The organism is Pseudomonas sp. BJa3 (genome assembly GCF_026343815.1).
In the GTDB taxonomy this organism is placed as follows: Bacteria; Pseudomonadota; Gammaproteobacteria; order Pseudomonadales; family Pseudomonadaceae; genus Aquipseudomonas; species Aquipseudomonas soli.
In genome coordinates this window covers 61,875-73,781 of record NZ_JAOXMC010000011.1, presented here as the reverse complement: position 1 = coordinate 73,781, position 11,907 = coordinate 61,875, and the positions used below count along the sequence as shown (strand labels likewise).

Here is an 11,907-nt window from a genome sequence, read left to right as displayed (position 1 = left end):
AGCTGTAACCAGATACGGGCTGCACACTGGCACCACGTGAATCTGTCTCACTCCAGCGCACCGGCTCGATAGCGGACAGCTATCACAACCAGCGGTACATAAGCGATCACCACGCCCAGCGCACCATCCAAGTCCAGCAGGATGACGCACATGGCGATTGGCAACAACCAGAACAGATTCAGCCCCCCCACCGCCAGTGTGACAGGGAGATGCTTACCGTACAGCCGCGAGGCAAACTGGTAGGCGTGACTGCGATGCGCCTCATAGACCCTATCGCCTCGGGACAGGCGACGTATAAGTGTATAAGTGGCATCGACGATGAATACACCAAGTAAAATCAGCCAGCACCAAAACAGTTGTGAGGACGTCCAAGCCGCCTGCAACGACAGCACGCCCAGGGCAATCCCGAGAAACCCGCTCCCCGCATCGCCCATGAAAATGCGTGCAGGCGGGAAGTTCCAGTATAGGAAACCGACAACCGCCATGGCCAGCAGCAACGGCAACATCACCAACTGCTCGAACCCTGCGAGCCAGTAAAGCAGGCACGCCCCCAGGCAGGCACAAATAGCCTCGACACTGGCGATGCCGTCGATACCGTCCATGAAGTTGTAGAGGTTCAATATCCAAACCAAGTAGAAGGCAGCAATACCCACCCCGAACCAGCCAAGGTCGACTTGCACCCCAAACACATGGACAGCTGGAAAGCCCCCCAACCAGACCAGCGCCCAAACTGCCGCCAGGAAATGCCCGAGCAATCGCCAACGGGCAGCGATATGGCCGTGGTCATCCATGAATCCAATGACTGCGATCAGTGCACCAGACCCGCCCAAAGCACCCAGCACGCTCATCTGCGCGCTGCCTCCCGCGGCCAACACCACCAGCGCAACAAGAAAGGCAACCACGATCGCAACACCGCCACCTCGCGGCGTCGGAACGGCATGTGAACTGCGCGCATTTGGAATATCAATGATACTTCTGGCCAGTGCGTAGCGTCGTAAAACAGCAGTCAACGCCAAAGACAGCACCGCGACCAGTGGAATCAGCCATCCTAAAGTCATTTTTTTGTTTTTTCCTGATAGTCACGAGCAGTCAGAGCGAGTGCTTCATCAACACTAAGCGGCGGCTTCCAGCCCAGCAGCGAACACGTTTTTTCAATATCGACTTGAAGTGAGCCACACAAGCGCTGCGACAGGGAATGCTTGCCCAGCACAACCGCGCCCACCTCCAGGAGACGACTGGGGACAGGCAGCAGTCGAGCACGTCGCCCCAGTGCCTTGGCCATGCGGCGAAGCAGCGCGGAGGTCGAAAGATCCTCTGCGTCACTGACCAAAAACGTCTGATTCGCAGCCGCAGGGTGATCCACGCAAGTAACCACAAGATCGGCCAGATTACCCAACGCCACCAAGCTGCGACGGTTATCGATCGCGCCGAAAGGCAGAGGTACCCCTTTGTCCAGCCAACGCATCATGGCCAGGAAGTTGGCTTTGACCCCCGGCCCATAGACCAAGACCGGGCGGATAATCACTACCTCCAACCCGACTTCCCGAGCCAAAGCCCGCAGCCCCTCCTCCGCCTCCATTTTTGAAACACCATAGGGATCTACAGGAGCTGGCAAGTCATCAGCCGTATAGGGACTGCCCTTGGGCGTACCCTCACCATTAACCTTGATAGAACTTACGAAGACAAATCGCCTGACCCCAGCTGTCGCAGCTTGCCGTGCTAGCCTCAACGTCCCCTCGACATTGACCTTGCGAAAAGCTGCCAATGGGTCGCTCTCTGTATCGTTCATTACGTGAACACGAGCAGCAGAGTGAATGACGACGTCCACACCGGCAAGCGCAGCATGCCAGTCGGTAACACCGTCCAGAGACTCAATGCAGACCGGCACCACGCGAGGGTCCAGTTGCATTGGGGGCTGACGAAATGCCGCAACCACGGACTGCCCCTCGGCGAGAAGCAACTCAAGAATTGCGCTGCCCACAAAACCGGAAGCCCCGGTCAACAACACGGTATGCGACATCATTTCCCTGCCTTGCGTAGGGTAGCTTCACAAAAAAGAGTTTCCAGGCGCGCCATCAACTTAGGCTTGGAATAATGCTCCAGGTAATACTTCCGCCCGGCCTCGCCCATCTGCCTGCGCTGCGCACTCGGAGTGCCGGCAAGGTCACTGACAATCCGGGCAAGCCCCTGGGCATCACCGGAATCACAGGCAAAGCCGGCACCAGACTCGTGAATGACCCGGGCTGCCTCACCGTTGATCATCCCCAGCAGCGGCCGTCCGGAAGCCAGGTATGCCTGAACCTTGCCTGGGATAGTCTTCTGGAATACATCGTTGGTCTTCAACGTGACCAGCAAGGCATCGGCCTGGGCGAACAGCGCAGGCATGGCCTCCAGAGGGTGACGGCCAAGCAATCTCACGTTGTCCAAGCCACGCGCCTGCACTTGCTCAGCCAGCCAGGTACTCATGCGCCCATCACCAACGATGGCCCAACGGACCGAAGCTTCACCGCGCAGTGCCTCGGCGGCATCCAGAACTGCCGGGAAATCCTGAGCCTCCCCCAGGTTACCGGCAAAAACCACAGTAAATACCGACGGATCTGACTCCAGCAAACTACTGGTAACAGTCCCTGGCACAGAGAAATCGTCCTCGGCCCAACTGGGAAAGTACACCAGACGCTCATCAGCAATATGACGTGTGCAGTATTGCTTGACGTTCTCCAGAAACCCATGGGACTGCAAAAGCAAATAATCGGTGCGGTTATAAATCCATGAAACCATTCGTCCAACCAGTGACAACAAACGCGGGTTGCGGAGAACGCCGACCGCCCTGAGAGTTTCAGGCCACAGATCCAGTACCCAGACAAATACTGGGGCTTGCTTCAGACGCCCGATCACAATGGCAGGTATTGCCGCCATGATCGGCGATACGGCGTAGACGAACAGGACGTCGAACTTTCGACCACGCAACTTGCACGCGCCTACCGTGGAGGCACTTAGGAAAAACGAGGCGTAGTTCATGATCAACCGAAGACTGCGTTTACCACGCGACAGCATCGGGACCCTGACGACATCGGCCCCGTGGTAGGACGCAAAATCGCCAGGCGATGCCCGATAACTGGCAAATACATCGCCTTCCGGATAGTTCGGCAAACCGGTGAGTACGGTCACCTCGTGACCTTTTTCCCTCAGGTCGCGGACCAAGTCATTGATCCGCATGTTCTCCGGCCAAAAATACTGGGTAACGACTAGCACTCTCAGCTTCTTATCAGGCATGCCTACCACTCAGTTCAGTAACGCTTCCATACAGTACGGTTCACATAATCGGTATAACTATGAAGAATGCGAACAACTTTGCTCGAAACATTTGGCATGCTGTAGTCAGCCACCAGGCGCAGGCTCCGCTCATCCCCACGCGCCTGGCTATCGAGAATGCTCAAGCCCTGCAGGACCCGCTCCACCTCGAGCCCGACCATCATCACAGCTCCTTCCTCCATGCCTTCGGGGCGCTCGTGGGCCTCACGAATGTTCAGAGCTGGGAAGTTCAGGATAGAAGCCTCCTCACTGATCGTGCCACTGTCCGAAAGCACTGCTTTGGCCTCAAGTTGCAGCTTGTTGTAATCTTTAAAACCCAGAGGCTTCAACAAGCGAACATTGGAGTGGAACGTAACGCCCATGGCGTCAACACGCTTCTGCGTACGTGGGTGAGTCGACACAATGACCGGCAAATTAAACTGCAGGGCAACTGTATTCAGCACCTCAACCAGCTTCAAGAAGTTTTTATCAGAATCGATATTTTCTTCACGATGGGCGCTAACAACAAAAAACTTACCCGGTTCCAAGCCAAGGCGAGCCAATACGTCCGATGCATCGATCCCCTGACGGTAATGATCAAGCACCTCGAACATCGGGCTGCCAGTCTTTATCACGCGGTCTGGCGGCAAACCTTCGCGCAAAAGATAATCACGGGCGATGGCGCTGTAGGTAAGGTTGATATCGGCCGTGTGGTCTACGATACGCCGATTGATTTCTTCCGGCACCCGCATATCGAAGCAGCGATTTCCTGCCTCCATGTGGAAAGTAGGAATTTTACGGCGCTTGGCAGGAATGACAGCCATGCAGCTATTGGTATCACCTAAAACCAACAAAGCCTCGGGATTCACCTCGGCCAACACTCGATCAACCGCAATTATCACATTACCAATGGTCTCGCAGCCGCTGCTGCCAGCAGCATTGAGGAAATGATCGGGTTTGCGGATACCCAAATCCTGGAAAAATATCTCGTTCAATTCGTAATCATAATTCTGTCCGGTATGAATAAGAACATGATCACAATGTTGATCCAGTGCACTCATCACTCGGGACAGACGAATGATCTCAGGACGGGTCCCGACGACGGTAACAACCTTCAGCTTTTTCATACAACCTCAACCTCCTGATCAATCGACATCACGAACACACAGGCAATGCGTACGTATCCGGTTGTTCACGGTCAAAAATTTCATTGGCCCACAACATTACGATCATTTCGTCATCGCCAATGTTCGTGATGTCATGCGTCCATCCTGGAACTGTCTCGACGATTACGGGTTTCTCACCCGTTGTTTGCAACTCATAAAAATCGCCGGAAATAATATTCCGGAAGCGGAAACTGGCATGCCCCTTGATCACAAGAAATTTTTCGGTTTTCGAGTGATGATAGTGGCCACCTCGGGTGACCCCAGGATGCGCTGTGAAATAAGAGAACTGCCCCGAATCTGGTGTCTTCAACATTTCCACAAACACACCGCGAGGGTCACTGTGCGCGGGCACTTCGTAAGTAAAGGACTGCTCGGGCAAGTAGCTCAGGTAGGTGGAATACAGCGCGCGTACGAGGCCTGTACCCACGCGCTCGGTCACCAGCGTGGTACGGCTATCGCGAAAGGCCAGCAACTGCTCGGCAAGCGCACCCACCGTCGTCGAGTAGACAGGCTGAACCTGGGTATTTCCGTCAATGACTGCACCATCGAGAATCGCCAGGCAATGACGTACGACATCGTCAATGTAGACCAACTCCAGAGGGGCCTGTTTATCATTGATCTGAATCGGCAGATCTCGGGCGATATTGTGACAGAAGGTAGCGACCGCAGAATTGTAGTTCGGCCGCGCCCACTTACCAAACACATTAGGCAAACGCAAGACGTGCAACTGTATTGCCTGCTGAGAAGCGAGTACCTGCAACGCATCTTCGGCAGCACGCTTACTGTTACCGTAAGCGTTATCACGGTCGGCTTGTATCGAAGAGCTATAGACTACGGGTATACATTTTCCACAATCGCGGAGCGCATCACAGAGCACTTGGGTAAAATCGCTATTACCACGCGTAAACTCGGCGGGATCCTGAGGACGGTTAACCCCCGCGAAGTGGAAAATACAGTCTGCCTCAGCCACCTGGGCTCTCAGACCGCACAGGTCATCACGCACGCAGCGCAGCACTTCAACATCCTGACGCTCTCGTAGATGACTTTCCAGGTTCTTGCCAATAAAACCATTGACACCCGTGATCAGGACCTTCATCAATCACTCCTCCGGCGTGGCGTGCTCACCACGCTGAATGGCACGAATAAAGTCCAGCTTTAACAGCAGCTTTTGCATGCCTGCGATATCAAGGCGTTCGGTGTTATGCGAATTATAGTCTTCGGTATGAGAAATTTTTTCTTCACCGTGCTCGACAAATTTGCTGTAATTCAGATCGCGCAGATCAGGTGGAATCCGGAAGTAATTGCCCATGTCTTCGGCGCACGCCATTTCTTCACGGCTCAGTAGCGCTTCGTATAGTTTCTCGCCGTGGCGAGTACCAATTACCTGGATAGGGTGATCCGGTTGGCCTATCAATTCGGCCAACGCCTTAGCCAACACTTGCACAGTCGCTGCCGGGGCCTTCTGGACGAACAGGTCACCGTTGTTACCGTGCTCAAAAGCATACAGCACCAGGTCGACCGCATCGGCAAGCGTCATCATGAAGCGGGTCATATTCGGATCGGTGATCGAAAGCGCCTGCCCCTGCCTGATCTGATCGACAAACAACGGGATGACAGAGCCGCGCGAGGCCATTACATTGCCATAGCGGGTACCGCAAATAACTGTTTTGCTTTCGTCAACGTTTCGCGACTTGGCAACCATGACCTTTTCCATCATGGCCTTGGAGATGCCCATCGCATTGATCGGATAGACCGCTTTGTCGGTACTGAGGCAAACAACGCGGCGCACCTCGTTCTGGATCGAGGCCTCCAGCAAGTTCTCGGTGCCAATCACGTTGGTCTTGACCGCTTCCATTGGATGAAATTCGCACGAGGGCACCTGTTTCAGTGCAGCGGCATGGAATATATAATCGACACCACGGGTAGCATTAAGGATGCTTTGATAATCTCGCACATCGCCGATATAGAACTTTAATTTGCTATTAGCGTAGCGCTTACGCATGTCATCCTGCTTCTTCTCATCACGGCTGAAAATGCGGATTTCAGCAATATCCGTATCGAGGAAGCGCTTGAGCACCGCGTTGCCAAAGGAACCGGTACCGCCAGAGATGAGAAGTTTCTTTCCGCTAAACATAATTATTCCCGAATTGAATGCAGACGATCCCAGCACTACCGTTGATCAAGGGCTGAAAAAATCATTTCGTCTTTTTGCCTTGCGCTCGGATAACTGATCAACACAGCTCGGTAGTTCCCCTTAAACACAAAAAAGCTACCAGCCGCGACCCCGACAACTCCACAGGCAGCAACGAGGCTATGCATGTCTTGCAAGGATCCGCATCCGCCCAAAATGGTGACAGGGATATTTACATGACTTCTCAGCTGGGTAGCAAGCGTAACGTCATAACCCTTCATCCGGCCATCAAGATCAATGGAGTTTATTACAATCTCCCCCGCTCCAGCTGCCTCCATTTCTCTGGCCACATCAAGGAGGCTCCGCTTGGAGTTCCGTGTACCATTGTGTGTCCAGACATCGTGTTGCTTGCTCAACATACGCTGCTTGTGATCAAGGACCACCACGACACTTTGACTTCCGATCTCTTCGGCGATGCGAGTAACCAGGCTCGTATCTTCAATAGCCGCCGCACTGATGGCCACTTTCTCGACACCCAACGCGATAATAGCGCGCGCCTGCTCTGGAGTATGGATACCACCACCGTAGCACAGCGGCATTCTGCACTCTGCTGCCAGATTAGCGATCTTTCGGTGATCGGGAGCACGGCCATTAACAGTAGCGTCAATATCAAGAACGATCAGCTCATCCGCTTCTTTTTCGTTGAAAATCTTTACGGCATTGATTGGATCCCCTACGTACTTTGGGTCTTTAAAACGTACTGTTTTGACTAACCCGCCGTCCTGCATCAACAGGCAGGGAATTATACGAGGCCTCAGCATGTCAGAGTTCCGCAAAATTTTTCAGAAGACCAACCCCAAAGTGATGACTTTTTTCAGGATGGAATTGGACACCGTAGACATTATCTGCCGCCACCGCACAACTAAAGCCCAATCCATACTGAGACTGTGCGATAATATGCGCGGGATCCTGGCATTCGAAATAGAAGGAGTGCAGGAAATAATAGCGAATGTGATCCTCGAGATCGTCAAATAGCGGGCACGTACCAACGGGATTGACATCATTCCATCCCATATGCGGCAAGGCCATGCGCTCCAGCCCGGCGACGGAACGAAATGAACGAACCTTCCCAGGCACCCAGCCAAGGCCCGGCAATGTGCCCTCCTCACTACTATCGGCAAGCATCTGCATCCCAACGCAAATGCCCAGCACCGGCACCTTATCGCGATGAACCAACGCCTCCACCTGAGTTCGCATACCCGAATCATTGAAGCGCTGCATCGCATGATCGAAGGCGCCAACGCCAGGAAGAATCAGCTTCTTCGCCCCGGCTAGCGCATCTAGATCACTCGCTACCCGCACCGGGATATGCAAGCGCCGATAGACATTGACGAATGCTTGAATGTTGCCCAGCCCGTAATCAATGATGGTTATCATCTGAACAGCCTTCTTTCAAGCCCCAGCATATTCATTACCCGGGCGCCCATCCCGATCAAAAAGTGCTTATTCTTGTAATCTCGGAATGTCTTGTTCTCGCCTTCGAAAATAGTCTGCAACTCCTCAACAGACAGATCCAGCTTGTTGGCGACATACTCGAATTCGCTCGCCAGAAATTGCTGATCCATCTCTGGCCTGGCAATTCGCTCAAGCGCATTTTCACGCGTCATCTGCCCTGTCATGATCAGGCTGGAAAAATGCGCACGACGCTTCTCATAGCCGAACTTCCTGGGCATCCAGTAATCTTCATAAAAACGAGTAAACCGTGACTCATGATGCTTGTGCTGGAAAGGCTGCCAACCATAAAGCTGCTCAAGCGTTTCCTCCGCTTCCTTCTTAATGTAAGGCACCAAGTTTAGTGGCCTGACAACTTGCATCCCAAGTACGTACCGATAAAAAATCTTATACATCAAAATATCGACAAGTGGGAACGACCTCATTGCCCGCCCACCGAATAGCCCGTGAATACTATTGAACAAACGCTTGTCGATACCTGGGTAGCCGCCCCACTCTTCGGGCTCTCGGCAGCATTCAGTCGAGAAGTTACCACCCGTGAGCACATATTTAATCTTGTGCGCGCGTGCGAATTTATAGAGCGCCGAGAAGAACGCCGCATCCTGCGGGAGATCCTGATCAGGAATCTGAGATTTAAGAAATGCTGTTTGCAAATCTTTCATTTCTTCCCAATTGATCACCTCGGTATAGAGCTCCAGACCAAGACCATCAACCAGCTTTTCAATATTCCCCACAGCTTGGTCGGTATTCCAACCCGCATCGACATGGAAAAGCAGCGGCCGCAAGCCCATCTTTTCTTTCGCAACGTAACTGACATAGGAGCTGTCCAGACCACCGCTGAGTCCAATGATGCAATCAAACTCCTTGCCTTGGCCGTCTTTCTTGATCAGCTGGGCGAGGCGCTGGAGCTCTGCCTCGCCGCGCTGGTCGGTATGCCAGTTCGGCAGAATTTGATCGTCAAAATTTTGACAGTACTCGCAAACACCACGATCATCAAAACGAATATTGGGATCGGACGTGTCCATGATGCAACGTGTGCAAATCTTGTAGCTACTAGTCACTGCTCGTATCCCCGAAAAACAGTCATCCGTGTGCGCCTCCTAGCGCTTAGCTGCCAAGGCGATGCTTCGCCTGATCGATGCAATCAGTTCGCCAGCCTCTGCGGGAGGCATGTTGAGGGGATGGATGATAGCAGGAATGTGCATTCCTTCGTACTCTGCCACCAACGTGGAGGGGTATGATATGAGAAGGTCGACATCAGGAAAAACATCTTTTTGCGTGATCACATTCCACCCCATCGAGCTAATACGCTTCGTTGCTGGGTTGGCGGGGTGTGGCTTATAAAAACTCTGGACCTCAGGTCCTATCGCCTGAAGGATCTGAATATGCAGTTCTTCACACAACGGATGCCCTACAAACAAGAGTGACGGCAAGCTTGTAGGCGCGACTTTGGCCAACTTTAATGCGGGTGAATAAAAGCACGCACCGACCGCACGACGTGGGGAAAGAGCTGACAGAATAGACGTCTCGAACGTAGCAACAGCATCTTCATTGAACGTATAGAGCCTAGTAACACTTCGCAAGCGATAAGCCAGCTTCACCGAAAACTCATTGGAGGCAGATAGCTTGTTACTCCCTAAGGAGACCAACGCACCGTGTTGAACCATTACCAGGCCAGAGTCATCACTAAAATTATTTCTACAGGCCTCCAAGACCACGCGATCAGACAGAACTGCCCATCGATCATAGTGCTCAGCAATTATTAGTTTTTTTGCGCTGAGCCGTCTCAAGGCCAACCTGACACAAAACCAGCGGAAGGCTGTATAGCTCTGTAATGACCAGCAGGAATATTTTTTAGATGCCCTTAACTTTCGCGAGGCCACCACAGAATGGATAAAAGCATTTCTCAAATCACTTTGATTGAGCAATTTCAGAACGCTCAACGTGCTGCCACCATCATGCCTTGACTCTACCCAGGGCAAGGTAATTTTATGGACTTCCTGACCAAGCAGCTGAGGCGTTATTAAATCGATAGCACGGGATGAATAACAGACGGCATAGCAATCACACCGAGGCGGCTCAGCCACTATTTCCTTGGCAACTTTCGAACGTAGAGCCCGCCATTGCAGCATAAAAAATAAAACAGCGCCCCCATTACTCCACAGGACACGAATCGCTTTCATGGCAGTGCTCAGCAGCAAGCTCCGACGACTAATACTCAGCAATTTACTGGGTCGAGGCGCGCAACCCAGCTGCTCAGGTAAAATACCAGCAAGCGCGTAAACACTACGATCAACTGCAATTTCGTTTTTAGTAGCTAACAGATATTCGATGAGCAGTTTTTTTTCTATTCTAGCCACACCTATTCACCCGCCCCGCACGATTAACTATAAATATACACAACACGAAATCAGATCACCTTATTAAGTTGACTGAAGTACACCACGCTCTTCCAAAGCAATACAACAAAAAATGCCGATGCCATCGCCCAGGCCACCGAGACAGCACCAAACGTAGTACCAAACGCATAGGAAACACCTACAAAGACCGCCAAACCAACCAACTGAGAGTACATCAAATGCCGATCTTTCCCCAATGCATACAACCCGAGATGCGGAACAGTGCTCAACCCATAGAAGACACTTGCCAGCAGCAACCAATACAAGATATTGAGTTGCTGACTGTAGACAGGTGAAGACAACCAGTTGACGACAAAAAAACTCCCGCCCCAGCATAGCCCTGCCAGCACAAGCACGACGATCACGACGTTCGATGCCAATGAGCGCATTCCGCTTCGAAACGCTGGAAAATCACGCATCTTGACCGCGTGCACCAACCGCGGCATGAAGAAAACTACAACCCCAGCGTCCAGAAACGAAAGGATTGCAGTTGATATGCCAACGTACAAAGTATAAGCACCCAAGACCTCCAAACCGGCCAGATGCTCAACCCAATAACGATCAAATGTATATATACCTCTAATCGCCAGACTCGCAAGCAGGAATGGGATTGCGACATATACACCTCGCCTCACCCATGCCCATCTGATAGGCCTCCACTGTATTACCCCACACACTCGAAAAACTGATACAGCCGCAATGAGGCAAGCAACAACACAACACAGAAGCCAACTTAAAAGTACAAAGCCTAGATTGCGAAAAGCCGAATCCCATGCCATACAGGCGATAACGATAAAACACCAAATACCGCTTCGAACAAACAAAACTACGCTAGCCAGCAACGGCCTGGAAATGGCCACGAGAATCCGATTGGCCTCTTGAGCGACGTGCTCAAACAACAGAAGAATGATAAAAACGAAAAAATACTGGAACGGAAGCCAGCCCTGAAGGAAAACAAATCCTAGGACTGGTAAAAAAAACAGATAGATAATGGCATAAAGCACAAACTGATCGCGAACCACACATAATAATTGACTCGGCTGCAACCCTATCAACTCACGGTTGGCATAGGTATAAAATTCAAAACCAACTACATATATACCGTAGCCAATCGTTGCAGCCAACAACCCATACATTCCGACAGCGTCAGCTGCTAGATATCGCGCCAAAAAAAACACCAACAAAAACTTACTCAGCAATGTAACAGCGCGCAACCCAATATTGACAAACCTATACACGCTCACACCCCACCCTAATCTTGATCACGCCCTCAGTCAGCTAGGCTCTGTACGAAACTTATCTGCACTCGTCCATACTACGTTGAAACGGGGCTCGGAATGCTCATGTACTCCAGTACACTCCACTTCCTCCCCCGTTTCGCCTTGTCTGGCCTTCGCGCAGACAGATT

Annotated in this window: 11 protein-coding genes; all 11 read right to left on the bottom strand. The window is 52.0% G+C overall.

Translation table 11 applies throughout. The features are described 5' to 3' along the window. Positions 1-47: 47 nt before the first annotated feature. Genes OH705_RS15430 through OH705_RS15380 form a run of 11 tightly spaced genes read right to left on the bottom strand, consistent with a single transcriptional unit; the run spans position 48 to position 11,737 of the window. Positions 48-1,058: an MraY family glycosyltransferase gene (locus tag OH705_RS15430; RefSeq protein WP_267302481.1), complete on the bottom strand. Its 1,011-nt coding sequence runs from the start codon at positions 1,056-1,058 to the stop codon at positions 48-50. After that, on the bottom strand, positions 1,055-2,020 hold the full coding sequence (locus OH705_RS15425) for a UDP-glucose 4-epimerase family protein (protein ID WP_267302536.1): 966 nt from the start codon (positions 2,018-2,020) through the stop codon (positions 1,055-1,057). Before OH705_RS15425 ends, OH705_RS15430 begins: the two co-directional genes overlap by 4 nt. Beyond that, the gene (locus OH705_RS15420) at positions 2,020-3,273 is read right to left on the bottom strand and encodes a glycosyltransferase family 4 protein (RefSeq protein ID WP_267302480.1); all 1,254 of its coding nucleotides are present in this window, start codon (positions 3,271-3,273) and stop codon (positions 2,020-2,022) included. The genes OH705_RS15425 and OH705_RS15420 overlap by 1 nt, the downstream gene beginning before the upstream one ends. Positions 3,274-3,287: 14 nt before the next feature. Continuing rightward, positions 3,288-4,418 (bottom strand): non-hydrolyzing UDP-N-acetylglucosamine 2-epimerase, encoded by a 1,131-nt coding sequence (gene wecB / locus OH705_RS15415; protein WP_139672805.1) that lies wholly within the window; start codon positions 4,416-4,418, stop codon positions 3,288-3,290. A gap of 28 nt (positions 4,419-4,446) precedes the next feature. Next, complete coding sequence (gene wbjC / locus OH705_RS15410; RefSeq protein ID WP_267302479.1) at positions 4,447-5,553, bottom strand: UDP-2-acetamido-2,6-beta-L-arabino-hexul-4-ose reductase; 1,107 nt, start codon at positions 5,551-5,553, stop codon at positions 4,447-4,449. A 3-nt stretch (positions 5,554-5,556) separates the two neighbouring features. Further along, on the bottom strand, positions 5,557-6,591 hold the full coding sequence (locus OH705_RS15405; RefSeq protein ID WP_139672811.1) for a polysaccharide biosynthesis protein: 1,035 nt from the start codon (positions 6,589-6,591) through the stop codon (positions 5,557-5,559). A 35-nt stretch (positions 6,592-6,626) separates the two neighbouring features. After that, positions 6,627-7,409, bottom strand: a complete 783-nt coding sequence (locus OH705_RS15400) for an AglZ/HisF2 family acetamidino modification protein (RefSeq protein WP_139672813.1) — start codon at positions 7,407-7,409, stop codon at positions 6,627-6,629. Position 7,410: 1 nt separating this feature from the next. Continuing rightward, on the bottom strand, positions 7,411-8,025 hold the full coding sequence (gene hisH, locus OH705_RS15395; protein WP_267302478.1) for an imidazole glycerol phosphate synthase subunit HisH: 615 nt from the start codon (positions 8,023-8,025) through the stop codon (positions 7,411-7,413). Further along, the gene (locus OH705_RS15390; RefSeq protein WP_267302477.1) at positions 8,022-9,161 is read right to left on the bottom strand and encodes an N-acetyl sugar amidotransferase; all 1,140 of its coding nucleotides are present in this window, start codon (positions 9,159-9,161) and stop codon (positions 8,022-8,024) included. The genes hisH and OH705_RS15390 overlap by 4 nt, the downstream gene beginning before the upstream one ends. Positions 9,162-9,200: 39 nt before the next feature. Continuing rightward, a complete protein-coding gene (locus OH705_RS15385; RefSeq protein ID WP_267302476.1) occupies positions 9,201-10,460 on the bottom strand; it encodes a hypothetical protein in 1,260 nt (419 codons plus the stop codon). A 50-nt stretch (positions 10,461-10,510) separates the two neighbouring features. After that, positions 10,511-11,737 carry a lipopolysaccharide biosynthesis protein gene (locus tag OH705_RS15380; protein ID WP_267302475.1) on the bottom strand — a complete coding sequence of 409 codons (1,227 nt, stop codon included), beginning with the start codon at positions 11,735-11,737 and terminating at the stop codon, positions 10,511-10,513. Positions 11,738-11,907 lie beyond the last annotated feature (170 nt).